Source organism: Nocardia sp. NPDC127526 (genome assembly GCF_042672265.1).
In the GTDB taxonomy this organism is placed as follows: Bacteria; Actinomycetota; Actinomycetes; order Mycobacteriales; family Mycobacteriaceae; genus Nocardia.
The window spans coordinates 16061-32347 of sequence record NZ_JBHXVO010000008.1 but is presented as its reverse complement, the minus strand read 5'-3'; the positions used below and the strand labels follow the sequence as shown (position 1 = coordinate 32347).

The following is a 16287-nucleotide window of genomic DNA, read 5'->3' as shown; positions in this document are numbered from 1 at the left end:
GACTATTGATGTCGATGACTACGGGGCCGCGTAGCGGTATCGGTGATGGTCCACGAAGCCCATCTCCCGGTACAACGCCAGGGCCGCCTCATTGCCGTCCTCCACTTGGACGTAGGCGTGGGTCGCGCCGCGCGCTTGCCCCCAGCGCAGCATTTCCGCGCAGACCAGTGTGCCCAGGCCGCGGCGGCGATGGCCGGAGGTGACCGCGACACAGGTCAGGCCCGCCCAGATGCGGCCGTCGGGGGCCGTGGTGACCGCGACCCGGCCGACGGCCAGGGGAGTGGGCAATCCCAGTGCGGCGAAGGCGACTTCGCCGTCGCGCACGGCGGTGAGGACCTCCACGTCCGGCATGGGCGCCACATCCGAGTCGCCGCCGCGATGCCGGTGCACCGACAGCCAGCCACCGTCGGGGGTGTCGGCGAAACGCACCATGGGCGGGCCCTGCGGCAGCGTCACGTTCTCGAGATCGACTGCGAGAACCAGGGTTTCGCTCCAGGTCTGCCAGCCGCCGGGAATGGGGGCCAGGCGGTCGGGCAGCATGAGGCGCAGTGGCAGGCCGTGCGCGGTGTACCACTCGCCGATGCGGTGCAGCGTTTCCCCGGAGGCCAGCGCCGGACCGTCCGAACCACCCAGCGGCACCGCGGAATTCGCGCGATTGGTGTAGCCGTTGCCGGCGCGCAGCAGCCAGCCGTCGATCCAGGAGCGCTGCAGGCCCGGCCAGGCGTCGGCGGCCGCGGCCTCCAGGGCGCGGATCTCGCTGGTGCGAATCGGCCGGGGGCCGAGCTCCTTCCACGCCAGCACCCGATCCAGGGCGACCGACACCACCTGGCCGTCCGCCGTGCGCACCGTGAGCGGATCGGTGTCCACGAGTTCGCCGATCACATCGGTGAGCGGCTGCGGATACCCCTCGGGCAGGCGATAGCGCACCACCACCCGGCGGCCGAGTGGCGGGAAGTCTGCGGGGTTGGGCGGCATGCCGCGGGCAGCATCCAATCTGGCGTCGGTCCGGCTCGGTTCAGTCGTCGTGCCCGAAGGGATCCGGCACCGTGCCCGGCACCCAGCTCAGCCCGGGCCGACCCCAGCCGTTGCGCTTGATGGCCTTCTTGGCGGCGCGGGCATTGCGCCCGATCAGCACATCCACGTACAGGAAGCCGTCCAGATGCCCGACCTCGTGCTGGAGCATGCGGGCGAAGAAGCCCTCGCCCTCGATCTCGACCGGATTTCCCTGCTCATCGGTGCCGGTGACCTTGGCCCAGTCGGCGCGGCCGGTGGGGAACTGCTCGCCGGGCACCGACAGGCAGCCCTCCTCGTCGTCGTCCGGATCCGGCATGGTCTCCGGGAGCTGCGAGGTCTCCAGCACCGGATTGATGACCGCGCCGCGGCGGCGCACCATGGTGCCGTCCGGGCCCTCGTCGGGGCAGTCGTAGACGAACAGGCGCAGCGGCACGCCGACCTGATTGGCGGCCAGGCCCACACCATTGGCCTTGTCGAGGGTTTCGTACATGTCCGCGATCAGCTCGGCCAGTTCCTCGGGTGTCTGCGTGACCTTCTCGGTCGGATTGTGCAGAACCGGGTCGCCGACGATGACGATCGGGAGAATAGCCATGTCGAAGAGCCTACTGGGTGGTTGCCGGACCCGGCTCGCTGCCCGAGCGAGACGCGACACGCCGGGTGTCGATCACAGAAACACGCCGAGAGGTACACATTCGGAAGTCTCCGCCGCGTGGTTGAATGATCGGCGACGCACAAGCACCATATTCGTCTGGTGACCACTCGGCGAGGGAGCACTATGGACAGCGCAGCGGCACGGAACATTTCCGCAAGCGAGGAAAACCCAGCCGCCCCCGACGAGGATGGCGCGCACGGACTTTCCCGGCGGGAACTCGACATTCTGGACTTCGAGCGCAAATGGTGGAAGTACGCCGGCGCCAAGGAAGAAGCCATCCGGGAGCTGTTCGACCTGTCGCCCACCCGCTACTACCAGGTCCTCAATGCCGTCGTCGACAAGCCCGAAGCCCTGGCCGCCGACCCCATGCTGGTGAAGCGGCTGCGCCGGCTGCGCGCCAGCCGGCAGAAGACCAGAGCCGCACGCCGTCTCGGGTTCCAGGTGTGAGCAGCGTTCAACTACTAGGCTCGGCGCTGTGAGCAACCCGAATTCGCCGTCCGGTGGCCCGCCGCTGCGGGCCCTGGCCATGGTGCTGATCGCCCTGGCCATCGTGTTCGCCGGCATCGGCACCATGTCGCTGTCGAGTTCGGATTCCGAGGGCGCCGAGACCGATACCGCCGCCGTGAGCAGCACTGTGCCGGGTGTCACTCTGGCGCCGGGACTTTCATCATCATTGCCGCCGGTCGTCGTCACGCCGCCGGTCACCACGACCCCGCCGGTCAGCACCGCGCCGCCCACCACCACGGCTGCGGCCCAAGCCGACAAATCGGTCCCCGTAAGGGTTTACAACAACAGCACCGTCGCGGGCCTGGCGGCCAAGACCGCCGGTGAGCTCAGCGCCAGCGGCTGGACCATTGCCGAAACCGGCAACTACGCCGCCGGTGTGATCCCCAAAACAACTGTGTACTACGGCAGTTCGGCAAGCGAGAAGGCGGCGGCCCTGGCCATCGCGGAAGAGCTGGGCGTCAGCGCGGAACCGCGTTTCCCCGGAATCGCGGACTCGCCCGCCGGCGTCATCGTCATCGTCACCGGTAACTGAACAACTCGGACAGCCCCTGCACGAGACGAGGTGCTGCCTCTGGCATCATCTTGTCCGGTACCAACCATGTGCCCCTAGTCGTACCCGTAAACTCGGTACTCGTAAAGGAGTTCCCCGATGGCCCCGTCCACAACTCGTCGCCCGTCCTGGCGGACTGTGACCCCGGTGCTTGCGGTCGCGGTCCTCGGCCTCGCCGGCTGCACCAACAGCCAGGAATCGAGTGACGTCAAGGGGACGACCCCGCCGGTGTTCACCAGCTCGCCCGCACCGGCCGGCCTGGAGACCGGACACGGCGGCGGCCATGGCGGCGGCGGTGGCGGCGGTATGCAGAACCCGCCCACCGAATCCACCAGCGCGACGCTGAAGAACTCCAACGGCGAGACCGTCGGCACCGCCACCATCGGCAAGGTCGGCGACCACCTGGAGATCTCCATCGAGGCCCACGGCCTCACCCCCGGCTTCCACGGCCTGCACTTCCACCAGTTCGGCAAGTGCGAGCCCAACTCCACCGCCCCCAGCGGCGGCGCGCCCGGCGACTTCCTCTCCGCGGGCGGCCACCTGCAGGTGGGCGATCAGAGCGCCCATCCGGCCAGCGGCGACCTGACTTCCCTCGAGGTCCGCTCCGACGGCACCGCCAAGCTGACCACCACCACCGACAAGGTCACCCTGGACGACATCAAGGGCAAGGCCCTGATGATCCACGCGGGTGCGGACAACTTCGGCAATATCCCCAGCCGCTACACCCAGCCCGGCGGCGCCACCGGGCCGGACGCCGACACCAAGGCGACCGGCGACGCGGGCGCGCGGGTGGCCTGCGGCGTCGTCGCATAACCCGAGGTGAACCATGGCCGGGGCAGGCAATATGAAGGTACCCTTCAATAGTTCGCCCCGGCCCACGCTCGGCGTGGAATGGGAAGTCGCGCTCGTCGACAAGCACACGCGCGACCTGTCCAACACGGCCGCAGCGGTTTTCGAGGCCTGCGGGGACCTGCGCGCCTGGGACGGGACACCGCAGATCACCAAGGAATTGCTGCGCAATACCGTGGAGATCGTCTCCGGCAAGCACGACACCGTCGGCGAAGTGGTGGACGAACTGCACGGGACCATGGACCTGGTGCGCCGCGCCGCCGACCCGCTCGGGGTCGACCTGTTCTGCGCCGGCACGCACCCGTTCGCGCAGTGGTCCACCCAGCAGCTCACGCGCAGTGCGCACTACGACGAATTGATCGAACGCACCCAGTGGTGGGGGCGGCAGATGCTCATCTGGGGCGTGCATGTGCACGTGGGGATTTCGCATCCGGAGAAGGTCTTCCCGATCCTGAACACGCTGCTGCTGTCGTATCCGCACCTGCTGGCGCTCTCGGCGTCCTCGCCCATGTGGGCCGGGGTCGACACCGGATACGCCAGTAACCGCGCGCTCATGTTCCAGCAGCTGCCCACCGCCGGACTGCCGTTCCAATTCGAAAACTGGTCGCAGTTCGAGGCTTTCGCGCACGACCAGATGAAAACCGGTGTGTTCGAACAGCTCGGCGGCATGCACTGGGACATCCGGCCCGCGCCCAAATGGGGCACCATCGAGGTCCGCGTCTGCGACGGAACGCCCACCCGCACCGAGCTATCGGCCCTGGTGGCCCTGATCCACTGCCTGATCGTCGACCTGGACCGGCGCGTGGAGGCGGGCGAGACCATGCCCTCGATTCCGCCCTGGCACGTCCAGGAGAACAAATGGCGCGCCGCCCGCTACGGCCTGGACGCCATCATCATCACCGACGCCGACAGCAATGAGCGGCTGGTCACCGACGACCTCGACGATCTGCTGAACCGGCTCGAGCCGACCGCCAAGAGCCTGGGCTGCGAGGCCGAGCTGGCGCTGGTCGCGGAGATTCCGAAGAAGGGCGCGAGCTATCAGCGGCAGCGCAAGGTCGCCGCGGCCGCCCAAGGGGATCTGGTCGCGGTGGTCGACTCCCTGGTCAAGGAACTCGATCAATAGACCGCCGCCGGCGCCGTCCCGCCGCCATTTCCAGGGTGTGATCTTGACTACGGCCGGACGCGTACGCCGTATGCCCTGGCCAGCAATGACAATGCCCTGACCGGGACCTGTTCATCTGGGTGCCGACCCCGTGTTTGCCTGGCTGCGGGGGTTGCGTTCACATGACGTTTACTATGGCTGGGTGTTGCTCGACGGTCCGCGTTCCGAACTCAGCGGTGGGGCACGCGGGGGTCGGATGCCGTCGAGGCGCATTCGGATCACCGCCGTGCTGGCCGCGGTTCCGGTGCTGCTCATAGCCCTTCAGATAGTCGCTTCCCGCAATGGATTCCTGGGACCGGTCGAGAGCCTCTGGCTCGATTACACGGGAACACCGCGATCGGTGACCGTGCCGTGGGCCGGGCTCGGGCTCGCGCTCATCGGATTGAGCTGGCGGCGGCGGTTCATCGCCGTGGGCGCGGCGGCGGGCATCGATATCGCGTACCAGGTGGTGCGGACCCTGCTGGGCGGGCCGCTGGCGCTGGGCAATGGTCCCGTCATCGTGCTGACCGGCATCGTGATCATCGCGGCGTGGCGGTGGCGGGACAAGGAGCGCGGCAATGCGCTGCATGCCGCGGCCCTGGGCATTCTGCTCGTGCTGTCCAGCAAGGTGGCCGAGGTCTGGCTGTTCGTCACCGTGCTCGCCGGACCGCAGGTGCTCGACGAGCATCTGGTGCTGGTCGATCACGCGCTCGGTGATCCCTCCTGGCTGATGGGGCAGGTCGTCGAGTTCTTCGGTCCGGTGCTCTATCACGTGCTGCACTGGGTCTACATCGAGCTACCCGTGGGCGCCATGATCGTGACCATCTGGCAGCTGCGCAATGTAGTGAAGACCGGCGCCTGGCCGAGCCACTATCTGGTGCGGACCTTCCTGGTGGTCGGGCTGATCGGGCCCATCTTCTACGTGATCTTCCCCGTGGTCGGGCCCATGTTCGCCTACGGGTCCGCCGGGCTCGGGTTCCAGGTCGGCGACTACTGGCCGCATGTGGTGCCGCCCATCGACTTCACGCCCGGCGCGCTGCCGTTCGGCGATTTCGCGCCGCGCAACTGCATGCCGTCGCTGCACACCGCGTGGGCGCTGTCGATCTTCGTGCACTCGCGCCGGGACGCCTCCGGCGCGCCCGCGCCGCGGTGGCTGCGGTGGGGCGGGACTTTCTGGCTCATTGCCACCCTGGCGGCGACGCTCGGATTCGGCTACCACTACGGCGCGGACCTGGTGGCCGGCGTGGTGGTGCTGCTGGCCATCGAATCGGCGCTGCGGGAACCGGAGCGCGGATGGGATCGGGTGCGCATTCGGCTCGTCGCGGCCGGGGCCGCGCTGCTGGCGGCGCTGCTGCTGTCCTACCGCTATCTGTCGGTGGCGTACGCCGAATACCCGGTTCCGGCGGCGCTCGTCATCATTACGCTGCTGACGGCCTACATCACGGCCTTCTACCGCACCTGGTTCGCCGCCGATCGGGAACCGGTGCGCATCGAGGAGACCGCGCGGGCCTGAGGCCGGCTACGGCTCTTGTACTGTGCCGCCGTTGGATTCGGTGTCGCCGGGACGATCCGGCGATGCGGTGGCCGGGCTCGCCGGTGGACGGCAGCTGCGGAGTACCTGCAGGCCCGCGATACAGCCGATGGTGATCAGCACCGCGGTCCACGCGGGCGCGGAGGCATCCTGGGCGGTCACGGTGCACACGGCGGCTTGCGTGGTGTCCTGGATGGCGTAGTGCCCGCGGGCGACATAGTCGCGCAGGCCGAGTGTGGCCGAGGGGATGAACAGCACCATGCTGCCCAGGATTCGGTTGGGTACGTAGCGGGGAGCGGCGGAGTAGAGACCGTAGCCGGTCAGCCAGACCAGGGCGGCCGTACCGCCCATGATCAGGATCGCGCGGTCGGTGTTCGCGGTCGCGGCGGTGAACAGGCCGAGCACCAGGAGCAGGAGCAGGCAGGCGATCGGCGCGCCGCGGCGGCTGCCGTACCACATGCCGAGGACCGCGACCGCTACCGCGATGGGGATCGACCAGGCCGGGACCTCCGCCGCCAGGGCCGAGGATCCGACGGCGCTGATGGCCACCGCGATCAGGACCAGCTCGCCGTCGCGGCCCGGGAGGAGCATGGCGGCGATGATGCCCGTGGCCACGGTGCTGACCACCGCCAGGCCGATGCCCGCGAGGCTGTCGCCGTGGCGCGCCAGCCATTCCGCGCTGGCCAGGGTGACCAGTACCAGGACGACCCCGGCCAGGATCGGGGCGAGGGGGAGTTCGATGGACGGGCGTTCGGCCGGGCGGCGGTGACGGTTGGCCAGGGTGCCGATGATCACCAGCACCAGGGCCAGTTCGATCATCCAGAGGGGTGGCATATCGGATTCGCCCAACTGGTCCGAAACATCCTGGCTCAGCAGGCCGCCGATGTGCGGCAGCGGGTTCACCGAGCCCAGCAGGATGCTGATCAGCACGCCCAGGGTCCAGCCGAAGGCCGGGAGCTTGTGGTGCAGGACCGCCGCGCCGAGCGCGCCGAGCACTACGCCGCCGGCCAGCGAATCGATGAAGTTCATTGTCGTCAGGGCGGCTTGGGGTTCCGCGGTCTGGCCGAAGACGTGGTTGGCGGTGAGAACCAGGAGCCCGACCAGGGCCGTGCCCCACGCCGCGACGATGCTGCCCAGGGTGGTGATGAGGACCGCGATGATCATTGCGGTCAAGACCCCGGCGCCCACTGCTCGCGGGAGGCTGTAGGCGAGCAGGTCCAGCTGCAGGGCCGATGACTGCGAAGTCCAGCCGAAGTTGATCGGCAGCGCCAGCGAGAGCCCAGCAACCGTGGTTGCGACCAGCGCTGTCACGGTCTCGATGGCTACCTGATACGCCCTCACCTGGGTGAAACTACCGCCCAAACCCGGACTGGTCGGTCCGACTCGCCTGAGTTGTGAGGTTTGCTAACCCGATTCAGCAAACAGACTTACTGGTCTGAAAATGCTGGTCGGGTGGGTTCGCAGACCCGGGTGACGGGATCGGTCAGTTCGAGGCGGCGCGCTGGGCGGCGTACAGCCGAAGGGATTCGACCTGGAGGGGGTCCAGCGACGCGCGCACCGTCGCGCGTGCGGCTGCCATGTCCTGGGCCGTGACGGTAGCCGCGTCCACATCGCGCCGCATTGCTGCCAGGGCGGCTTCGCGTAGGAGGGCAGCGCAGTCGGCCGCGGAGTAGCCATCCAGCTCCGCGGCCAGCTTCCGGAGATTCACGCTCTTGGCCAGCGGCACGGATTTGGCGGCGGTCCGCAGGATTTCGGCGCGGGCCGCCGCATCCGGCGGCGGAACGAAGACCAGGCGCTCGAGGCGTCCCGGTCGAGTCAGCGCCGGATCGATCAGATCGGGCCGATTGGTAGCGCCGACCACGACGACGTCCCGTAGCGGTTCGACTCCATCCAGCTCGGTGAGCAGCGCCGCCACTACTCGGTCGCTCACGCCGGAATCGCTGGATTGGCCGCGACGGGGAGCGAGCGCATCGATTTCGTCCAGAAAGATCAGCGAGGGGGCGGAGTCCCGGGCTCGCTGAAAGAGTTCGCGTACAGCGCGTTCCGAGGAGCCCACCCATTTGTCCATGAGCTCGGCGCCCTTCACGGCGTGCACGCTCAGTTGGCCGGTGCCGGCGAGGGCTCGCACCAAGAAGGTCTTGCCGCAGCCGGGTGGGCCGTAGAGCAGGACGCCGCGAGGCGGGTCGATGCCCAGACGGGCGAACGAATCCGGATGGCGCAGCGGCCACAGCACGGCCTCGGTCAGGGCCTGCTTGGTCTCCTTCATATCGCCGACGTCGTCCAGGCTCAGGCTGCCTATGGCCAGCTCCTCCGAGCCGGAACGGGACAGCGGGCGGATCACCTCCAGTGCTCCCACCAGGTCGGGCTGGGTGAGCATGGGTTCGGTCTGCTCCCGGCTGGCCCGCGACGCCGCTCGCAGCGCCGCCTCGCGCACCAGGGCGGCCAGATCGGAGACCACGAATCCGGGTGTGCGTGCGGCTATCTCGTCGAGCTTCAGGCCGTCCACGGGGGCCTTGCGCAAGAGCTGCTCCAGCAGCGCGGCCCGGACACCGGCCGTGGGCAGCGGCAGCGACACTTCGCGATCGCACAGATCGGGAGCGCGGAGCCGGGCGTCCACCGCGGCGGGGTGGGCGGTGGTGGCCAGGACCGCGACCGCCGGCGCCGCCACGGCGGCGCGCAGCTGATCGAGGATCAGCGTGGCGACCGGCTCGGCGTCCGCGGGCAGCAGGGCGTCGATATCGGTGATGAGCAGGATTCCGCCTGCTCCCGAACAGATCTCGGAGACCGCCATTCCGACTTCGCGCAGGCGGGAGCCGCTCTCGGCGGCGCCGACCGACGGCCCGTCCAGCTCGACCATGCGCCGGGAGCCGATCACCGCCCGCGCCAGCGTGGCCTTGCCGACGCCCGCGGGGCCGGTGACGAGCACGCCCAGATGTGAGGGCGCGCCAAGGGTTTTCAACAACTCCGGCTCGTCCAGGGCCAGGTTCAGCCATTCGGTGAGTTTCGCGGCCTGCGCTTGCACACCCGCCAGATCGGCCACCGCCACGGCCGACATGGGGGCGGGTGCCGACGGCCGGTCCAGCCGGTCCGGCGCCTGCGCCGCCGTATCTCCCATGAGCAGGCGTGGGCTGTCGGTGGCGGCGATGCCCGGTCCCCACACCACGGCGCTATTGGGCTGCACGCTCACCGGGCCCGGAGTCGGATCGGTGGCGGTGACGGTGAGCAGCTCCGCCGTCCAGGCAATGCCGAAGGTCTTCGAAAGCGCCTGCGTGGCAGCCGAAGTACTGGTTCCGGGGCCTAGATCCCGCGGTAGCAGCGAGACCGTGTCGCCGACCGTGACGACCTTGCCCAGCAGGGCCTGCCGCAGGGTGGTCTCCGGGATCGTGCCGGTGGCCAGGGCGGATCCGGTCACCGAAATCTGGCGGGCCCCATAGACGGTCGCGGGCATGACCACCACGCCGGCGTTCTCCCGCACCCCGGCATTGGACAGTGTCACATCGTCGAGCAGGGCCACCCCGGCCGGTGTGCCCAGCGGAGCGACGGCCACCACCGCGGCGGTCCGCCGCGCCCCGATGAGCGCGATCCCATCCCACTCCCGCAGCCCGAGCGCCGTCAGCGCCTCCGGATGCAACCGCACCAGCCCTCTGCGGGCATCGGCGGCCGACGTATTGAGGCGAGCTGTCAGCGCGAGTTCAGGCACGCGTTCAATTCTGCCGTCTGTCGAGCGGTGCTGACCCGACCTTCAAAACCTCGCACCCCCGGCGTCGGTACGGACCGCTGCCGGGGGTGCGAGGGTGAAGCCGATCGTGCCCTGTCAGACCTTGCTGCCGGGCCGGCGCAGCCGCAGGCGGGCCGAGGAAACCCGGCCCACCCGGCCCATGGGCCGGGGCAACCGCCGCTGCCGCTGGGCCCGGCGCTGCGCCCGTCGCTCGGCGGGCTTGTGATGCCAGGTCTCCGGCCGGGCCGCGACCCAGCGGGCCGACCGCACCGCGAACGGGATATGCCCCAGGTACAGCACCACCAGCGCGATCATCAGGATCAGCGGGTAGGTGACCAGCAGTGCGGCGGCCAGCGCCACCAGCACCAGCAGCACCGGCGCGGTCCGCGGCGCCACCGACACGGCCTTGATGGCCTGCGTCGGCAGCGTGCTCACGCACAGCAGCCCGGTGAACACCGTCCACACCGACACCGCCGCGACGCTCACCCACCAGCCGTCGCCGAACTGCTCGCCCAGCGCGAGCGGCAGCAGCACGATCAGCGCCCCGGCGGGCGCGGGCACGCCGACGAAGTACTCCCGCTGCCAGTCCGGCACATTGTCGTCGTCCAGCAGCGTGTTGAACCGGGCCAGCCGCAGCACCATGCAGACCGCGAACATGAGCGCCACGATCCAGCCGACGCTGTCGGCGTGCAGGTAGGTCACGTACAGCACCAGGGCGGGCGCGACGCCGAAGGCGATGGCGTCGGAGAGCGAATCCAGTTCCGCGCCCATCTTGGTGGTGGCATCCAGCATGCGGGCGATGCGACCGTCCAGCATGTCGAAAATGGCGGCCGCGCCCACCAGGGCGAGCGCCACTCCGAGCTTGCCCTCCATGGCGAACTTGACCGCCGACAGCCCGGAGCACAGCCCGAGAATGGTGACCATGCTGGGCAGCAGCCGGACCGTGCGGTTCCGGCGGCGCACGACCGGTGCGGGCGCGAGTTGTTCCATCATGAATCCAGTTCGGCCAGCACCGTTTCCCCGCCGATGGTGCGCTGGCCCGGATACACCAGCGGCTTGGTCCCGGCCGGGAAGTAGGTGTCCACGCGGGAACCGAACCGGATCAGGCCGTAGGTGTCGCCGATGGTGAGCTTGTCGCCCACCTTGGCCTCGCACACAATCCGGCGCGCCAGCAGCCCGGCGATCTGCACGACCGCGAGCCGCTGCCCGGACTCGGTCTCCAGCACCATGGTGTTGCGCTCATTGGCGTCACTGGCCTCGGGCAGGTCGGCGGAAAGGAATTCGCCCTTCTTGTAGACGATCTCCGTCACCGCGCCGCTCACCGGCACCCGCTGCACGTGTACGTCCAGCACCGACAGGAAGATGCTCACCCGCGGCAGCGGCGCCTCGCCCAGGCCCAGCTCGGCGGGCGGCACCGCGGTGTCGACCAGCGCGACCTCCCCGTCGGCGGGGGAGACCACCACGCCCGGCCGGTTCGGCGGCACCCGGTGCGGATGCCGGAAGAAGGCGGCGCAGGCCGCGGCCGCGAACAGTCCCGCGCGGCGGATCCACTTGTGCCGGACGCCGACCACGGCGACGGCCAGCGGCGCCGCCACGAACGGCAGGCCGGCCGGGTGCAGCGGCGGAATGGCGGTGCGAACCAGATCGGCCACGTGGGCGAGTCCGGTGGCTTCGGGAGTGCCGGGCGGGGTGGGACGGCGGGCCACAAGCTCCTCTTTCATGCGCGGATAGGTGCGGTCGAGACCCTGTTTCAAGTTGACCGGGGGGACCGCGTTCAAACGATACGGGAACGTGGTGCGGCGCTCGCGTTCTCGGCATATGAAATGAGGGTGATCGGCCTGGCAATACCCCTCGATTGTGAGCATACGCACACACATGAGAGGCTGCCTCAATTAATATGAGGGGGCCTCATGTCTGCGGTGTCGGCTGTTCCGCGGGGGGTGAGGGCCCGATGAAGGTCACGTTCGACGCGCAGTACATAGGAGAAGCACCATGGCTGCTCGAATTGCCTCGATCAGCGGGGTAGAGCACACCGCAATCCTCGGGCTCGGCGTGTACCGCCCGGCCCGCATAGTCACCAATGAGGAGGTGGCCGGACCGATCGAGTCCAGCGACGAGTGGATTCGCACCCGATCCGGAATCCATACCCGCCGCTTCGCCTCGGACGAGGAGACCATCCTGAGCATGAGCGTCGCGGCCGCCCGCGATGCCATCGAGGCCGCCGAACTGGAACCGGGCGAGATCGACTGCGTCATCGTCGCCACCTCCACCTGGCTGCTGCTCACCCCGGCCGCCGCGCCGCAGGTCGCCGGCGAACTGGGCCTGAACCATCCCGCCGCCTTCGACATCTCCGCCGGCTGCGCCGGTTTCTGCCACGCCCTGGCGCTGGCCTCGGACCTGGTCAAGGGCGGCACCGCCCGGCACGTACTGGTCATCGGGGTCGAAAAGCTCACCGACGCCGTCAATCCCAAGGACCGCGGCACCGCCTTCCTGTTCGCCGACGGCGCGGGCGCGGTGGTGGTCGGCCCCTCCGAGGAGCCCGGCATCGGCCCCACCGTGTGGGGTTCGGACGGCACCCAGCATCACGCCATCCGCCAGGACAAGGACTGGATGGACTTCTTCCGCGAGATCGACGACAAGGGCCTGGACGCGGTCCGCCCGTACCTCGCCATGGAGGGCACGGCCGTATTCCGCTGGGCCGCACACTCGCTGGAGAAGGTGTGCCGCGACGCCATCGAACGCGCCGGCCTCACCCCCGGCGATCTGGACGCCATGGTCCCGCATCAGGCCAATGGCCGGATCATCGAGATCATGGCCCGGGTGCTGAAGCTGCCCGACAACTGCGCGCTCGCCAATGACATCGAGGAGACCGGCAATACCTCGGCCGCCTCGATCCCCTTGGCCATGGAAGCACTGCTGCGCAAGGGCGATGCCAAACCCGGCGGCGCCGCGCTGCTCATCGCCTTCGGCGCCGGGCTGTCCTACGCGGCGCAGGTGGTGACCCTGCCGAACTGGAAATAGGCGGTGATCAGCCGATCTCCCAGACGACGGTGACGGTGAAGGTCACCGTCTGCTGGCCGGGTTCGAGGCTGAAATCGGCCGCGCCGCTGGGCGCGTTCTCGCGCGTCAGCGGCGACGGCCAGTCGCCGCTGCTGTCCTCGGAAATGGTCTGGACGCTCTTCAGCCCGAGCCCGGACAGGTCGGCGTATTGCTGGGCCCGGGATTTGGCGTCCTCGAACGCGCGGGCGCGGGCATCGGACAGCAGCTTCGTATTGTCCTCGAGCCCGAACGACACCGAGCCGATGCGGGTTTCATTGCCGCCCGCCTTGACGGCCGCGTCCAGCACCGCCGAGGCCTTCGGCAGCTCCCGGATGGCGACGTGCACCGAGTTGGTGGCCCGATAACCGGTGATGGTCCGCCCTTCGGGCCCGTACTCGGGCTGCACCGACAGATCGCTGGTGCGAATGTCCTCCCGCTTGGCCCCGGCCCCGACCATGGCGTCGGTCATGGCCTTGGCCTTGGCATTCGCGCCGTCCACGGCGGCGGACACATCGGGGGCGGTCACATCCGCGCTGAGGTCGGCATTGAGCACATCGGGCGCGCCCTGCACCTTGCCGGTGCCGACCACGGTGACCGTGCGGGCGCCGCCATCGGAATCGGAGCTACCGCAACCGGTCAACAGCAGCGCGGTCCCGGCGGCCGCGGCGCAGATACCTGTAAGTCGTCGCATGCTGCGAACCTACGGCCCCGGCCGCCCGGCCACCGGGAAACACGCAGATCATCGTTCGACGGTGGCCTTGATCTTGCCGAGGGTTTCGTTCATGCCCTGCAGCAGAGCCTTCTCGAACGGCTCCTCGCCGCCGAGCGCGGCCTCGATGGCCTTGCGCGAGATCCAGCTGGTGCCATTGGGGCAGTCGCGGCGCTGGATGAGCCGGGTGCCGCCCTCGGTGGGTTCGAGGGTGAAGCTCCAGATGGTCCGGTTGTCATTCACGCGGAAGGCGATCGCGGTATTCGGCTCGAACCGCACCACGCGCGAGGTGGTCGGCCAGACCTTGCGGCCGTCCCGATTGAAGTTGATGGTCCAGGTACCGGTCTTCACGGCCCCGAGCGGCTGCATGCGGATGCACTGCGGGCTGAATTCGGGCATCCGCTTGAGGTCGGAGACCACCTTCCAGACCTGGTCGGGCGCCGCGGCGATATCGATGGTGGCTTCGAGATTCTTCGGCAACGCTGCCCCTCCAAGAGTGTGACGATCGGTACCACGAATCCTAGTTCGAACACTGAAAATCAACTAGATCACATTCCGGTGTTGCAAGACCGGCGAATGTAATGGGCGGCGCACAATATGGGATAGACGAAGCAACGACACAGCCACGAGCTTCCGAATGGGAAACGTGAGGTGATCGGCCGTGAAACTGCGCTCGCTCCTGCATCGTAGGACCAAGACGGTCCCGCTCCTCCCCGCCGAGGAGACTATCGCGCCGGGGCCGGCCAAGGGGGCCAAACGCAAGGCCAATGGCGCGCTCGAGGAACGATTGGAACGACTGCTCACTCCGAACGAGCTGGATCTGGTTCAGCATCATCGGATTTAGCCGATGGTGAACTGCTCTTCAGCGGGTTTGACGGCCCCCCGCATACTTCTTGGGTGACCTCAGCAACCGCCGCCAAGCCGGCCATCCTCAGTGTCGACGACGATCCCGGCGTCTCCCGCGCCGTGGTCCGCGACCTGCGCCGCCGCTACGGCGCGGAGTACCGGATCTTGCGGGCCGAATCGGGTGCGGACGCGCTCGACGCCCTGCGCGAGATGAAACTGCGTGGTCAACCGGTGGCAGTGCTCATCGCGGACTACCGGATGCCGAATATGAACGGCGTCGAATTCCTGGAGCAGGCCATGGACCTGCATCCCCATGCCCGGCGGGTGCTGCTCACCGCCTACGCCGACACCAATGCCGCCATCGAGGCCATCAATGTGGTCGATCTGGACCATTACCTGCTCAAGCCGTGGGATCCGCCGGAGGAGAAGCTGTATCCGGTGATCGACGCGCTGCTCGATGCCTGGCGCAGCGATCCGCAGCGGCCGGTGACCGAGACCAAGGTGGTCGGGCATCGCTGGTCGGCGCGCTGTTCGGAGGTCCGGGAATTCCTGGCGCGCAATCAGCTGCCCTACCGCTGGTATCAGTTCGACGAGCCGGAGGGCGCGCGACTGCTGACGGCCGCGGGCGCCACCGAGGACCAGTGCCCGGTGATCATCAATCCGTCGGGTGAGGTGCTGATCGGGCCCTCGGACGCGGAGTTGGCCAGCGCGGTGGGCCTGTCCACCGACCCGTCCGGCGATTTCTACGACCTCATCGTGGTGGGCGGCGGCCCGGCCGGTCTCGGCGCGGCGGTTTACGGCGCGTCGGAGGGCTTGCGGACCGTGCTGGTGGAGCGCACCGCCACCGGCGGCCAGGCCGGGCAGAGTTCGCGCATCGAGAACTACCTGGGCTTCCCGGACGGCTTGTCCGGTGCGCAGCTGGCGGACCGGGCGCGGCGGCAGGCCGTGAAATTCGGCGCGGAATTGATCACGGCGCGGGAAGTGGTGGCGCTGGAGGCGTGCGGCTCGGCGCGCGTGGTGAAATTCGCCGACGGCGGATCCATTGCGGCGCATTCGGTGCTGATCGCCACCGGCGTCAACTACCGGCGTCATCCGGCGCCGGGCGTGGACGATTTCACCGGCCGCGGCGTGTATTACGGCTCGGCCATGACCGAGGCCGCCGACTGCTCGGATCGCGACGTCTACATTGTGGGCGGCGCGAATTCGGCGGGGCAGGCGGCGGTGTACCTGTCGCGGCACGCGCGCACCGTGCACATTCTGGTGCGGGCGGGCTCGCTGGAAGATTCCATGTCGCACTATCTGATTCAGCAGATCGAGCAGATTCCGAATATCAAGCTGCACACCCGCACCGAGGTGATCGCCGTCGACGGCGACGATCATCTGGAGCGGATCGTGCTGCGCGACAATGACACCGGCGTCGAGGAGAAGGTGGACGCGGAACGGCTGTTCCTGTTCATCGGCGCCGCGCCGGAAACCGAGTGGCTCGACGGCCTGGTGACACGCGACGAGGCCGGATACGTGCTGGCCGGGCCCGACCTCATGGTGGACGGCGACCGGCCCGCCGGCTGGGAGCTGCCGCGGCCGCCGCAACATCTGGAGACCAGCGTTCCCGGTGTGTTCGTGGCCGGCGACGTACGGTCGGAATCGGCGAAGCGGGTGGCGTCCGCGGTCGGCGAAGGCGCGATGGCCGTCATGCTCGTTCATCGCTATCTGGCGAAACAGTAGGAGTGC

At 68.8% G+C, this 16287-nt stretch carries 16 protein-coding genes; 8 read left to right on the top strand and 8 right to left on the bottom strand.

The window, feature by feature from the left end:
* Positions 1-18: 18 nt before the first annotated feature.
* Both ACFVIV_RS16350 and ACFVIV_RS16345 read right to left on the bottom strand, forming a co-directional pair.
* Entirely contained in the window at positions 19-975 is a 957-nt protein-coding gene (locus ACFVIV_RS16350) for a GNAT family N-acetyltransferase (RefSeq protein ID WP_379196949.1), read from the bottom strand.
* A 40-nt stretch (positions 976-1015) separates the two neighbouring features.
* Positions 1016-1606 carry a peptide deformylase gene (locus ACFVIV_RS16345; protein WP_379196947.1) on the bottom strand — a complete coding sequence of 197 codons (591 nt, stop codon included), beginning with the start codon at positions 1604-1606 and terminating at the stop codon, positions 1016-1018.
* 183 nt (positions 1607-1789) lie between these two features.
* Between ACFVIV_RS16345 and ACFVIV_RS16340 the strand changes: the two genes are divergently transcribed.
* The 5 genes from ACFVIV_RS16340 to ACFVIV_RS16320 all read left to right on the top strand — a co-directional run bounded on the left by ACFVIV_RS16340 (position 1790) and on the right by ACFVIV_RS16320 (position 6226).
* Entirely contained in the window at positions 1790-2113 is a 324-nt protein-coding gene (locus tag ACFVIV_RS16340; protein WP_379196945.1) for a DUF3263 domain-containing protein, read from the top strand.
* 28 nt (positions 2114-2141) lie between these two features.
* Positions 2142-2705, top strand: a complete 564-nt coding sequence (locus ACFVIV_RS16335; protein ID WP_379196943.1) for a LytR C-terminal domain-containing protein — start codon at positions 2142-2144, stop codon at positions 2703-2705.
* 117 nt (positions 2706-2822) lie between these two features.
* The gene (locus tag ACFVIV_RS16330; RefSeq protein WP_379196941.1) at positions 2823-3536 is read left to right on the top strand and encodes a superoxide dismutase family protein; all 714 of its coding nucleotides are present in this window, start codon (positions 2823-2825) and stop codon (positions 3534-3536) included.
* A 31-nt stretch (positions 3537-3567) separates the two neighbouring features.
* Positions 3568-4695, top strand: a complete 1128-nt coding sequence (locus ACFVIV_RS16325) for a glutamate--cysteine ligase (protein ID WP_379196939.1) — start codon at positions 3568-3570, stop codon at positions 4693-4695.
* Positions 4696-4930: 235 nt separating this feature from the next.
* Entirely contained in the window at positions 4931-6226 is a 1296-nt protein-coding gene (locus ACFVIV_RS16320; protein WP_379196937.1) for a DUF5933 domain-containing protein, read from the top strand.
* 6 nt (positions 6227-6232) lie between these two features.
* Here ACFVIV_RS16320 and ACFVIV_RS16315 read toward each other — a convergent pair whose 3' ends face one another.
* The 4 genes from ACFVIV_RS16315 to ACFVIV_RS16300 all read right to left on the bottom strand — a co-directional run bounded on the left by ACFVIV_RS16315 (position 6233) and on the right by ACFVIV_RS16300 (position 11668).
* Positions 6233-7585 (bottom strand): hypothetical protein, encoded by a 1353-nt coding sequence (locus ACFVIV_RS16315; RefSeq protein WP_379196935.1) that lies wholly within the window; start codon positions 7583-7585, stop codon positions 6233-6235.
* Between the two features lie 142 nt (positions 7586-7727).
* Positions 7728-9944 carry an AAA family ATPase gene (locus tag ACFVIV_RS16310; RefSeq protein ID WP_379196933.1) on the bottom strand — a complete coding sequence of 739 codons (2217 nt, stop codon included), beginning with the start codon at positions 9942-9944 and terminating at the stop codon, positions 7728-7730.
* 114 nt (positions 9945-10058) lie between these two features.
* On the bottom strand, positions 10059-10955 hold the full coding sequence (gene pssA / locus ACFVIV_RS16305; RefSeq protein ID WP_379196931.1) for a CDP-diacylglycerol--serine O-phosphatidyltransferase: 897 nt from the start codon (positions 10953-10955) through the stop codon (positions 10059-10061).
* The gene (locus tag ACFVIV_RS16300; protein ID WP_379197425.1) at positions 10952-11668 is read right to left on the bottom strand and encodes a phosphatidylserine decarboxylase; all 717 of its coding nucleotides are present in this window, start codon (positions 11666-11668) and stop codon (positions 10952-10954) included. Before ACFVIV_RS16300 ends, pssA begins: the two co-directional genes overlap by 4 nt.
* A 286-nt stretch (positions 11669-11954) precedes the next feature.
* Here ACFVIV_RS16300 and ACFVIV_RS16295 point away from each other — a divergent pair, with 286 nt between their 5' ends.
* The gene (locus tag ACFVIV_RS16295) at positions 11955-12983 is read left to right on the top strand and encodes a beta-ketoacyl-ACP synthase III (protein ID WP_379196929.1); all 1029 of its coding nucleotides are present in this window, start codon (positions 11955-11957) and stop codon (positions 12981-12983) included.
* 7 nt (positions 12984-12990) lie between these two features.
* Here the strand turns inward: ACFVIV_RS16295 and ACFVIV_RS16290 are convergent, their stop codons facing one another.
* Positions 12991-13692 (bottom strand): SIMPL domain-containing protein, encoded by a 702-nt coding sequence (locus ACFVIV_RS16290; protein ID WP_379196927.1) that lies wholly within the window; start codon positions 13690-13692, stop codon positions 12991-12993.
* 48 nt (positions 13693-13740) lie between these two features.
* A complete protein-coding gene (locus ACFVIV_RS16285; RefSeq protein WP_379196925.1) occupies positions 13741-14190 on the bottom strand; it encodes an SRPBCC family protein in 450 nt (149 codons plus the stop codon).
* Positions 14191-14371: 181 nt separating this feature from the next.
* Between ACFVIV_RS16285 and ACFVIV_RS16280 the strand changes: the two genes are divergently transcribed.
* Positions 14372-14554, top strand: a complete 183-nt coding sequence (locus ACFVIV_RS16280) for a hypothetical protein (protein WP_379196923.1) — start codon at positions 14372-14374, stop codon at positions 14552-14554.
* Positions 14555-14607: 53 nt separating this feature from the next.
* Positions 14608-16281 (top strand): FAD-dependent oxidoreductase, encoded by a 1674-nt coding sequence (locus tag ACFVIV_RS16275; RefSeq protein WP_379196921.1) that lies wholly within the window; start codon positions 14608-14610, stop codon positions 16279-16281.
* Positions 16282-16287 lie beyond the last annotated feature (6 nt).

Coding starts and splice junctions, on each gene's coding strand:
- ACFVIV_RS16350 (WP_379196949.1), bottom strand. CDS start 975: ATGCCGCCCAACCCCGCAGACTTCCCGCCACTCGGCCGCCGGGTGGTG.
- ACFVIV_RS16345 (WP_379196947.1), bottom strand. CDS start 1,606: ATGGCTATTCTCCCGATCGTCATCGTCGGCGACCCGGTTCTGCACAAT.
- ACFVIV_RS16340 (WP_379196945.1), top strand. CDS start 1,790: ATGGACAGCGCAGCGGCACGGAACATTTCCGCAAGCGAGGAAAACCCA.
- ACFVIV_RS16330 (WP_379196941.1), top strand. CDS start 2,823: ATGGCCCCGTCCACAACTCGTCGCCCGTCCTGGCGGACTGTGACCCCG.
- ACFVIV_RS16325 (WP_379196939.1), top strand. CDS start 3,568: ATGAAGGTACCCTTCAATAGTTCGCCCCGGCCCACGCTCGGCGTGGAA.
- ACFVIV_RS16320 (WP_379196937.1), top strand. CDS start 4,931: ATGCCGTCGAGGCGCATTCGGATCACCGCCGTGCTGGCCGCGGTTCCG.
- pssA (WP_379196931.1), bottom strand. CDS start 10,955: ATGATGGAACAACTCGCGCCCGCACCGGTCGTGCGCCGCCGGAACCGC.
- ACFVIV_RS16295 (WP_379196929.1), top strand. CDS start 11,955: ATGGCTGCTCGAATTGCCTCGATCAGCGGGGTAGAGCACACCGCAATC.
- ACFVIV_RS16290 (WP_379196927.1), bottom strand. CDS start 13,692: ATGCGACGACTTACAGGTATCTGCGCCGCGGCCGCCGGGACCGCGCTG.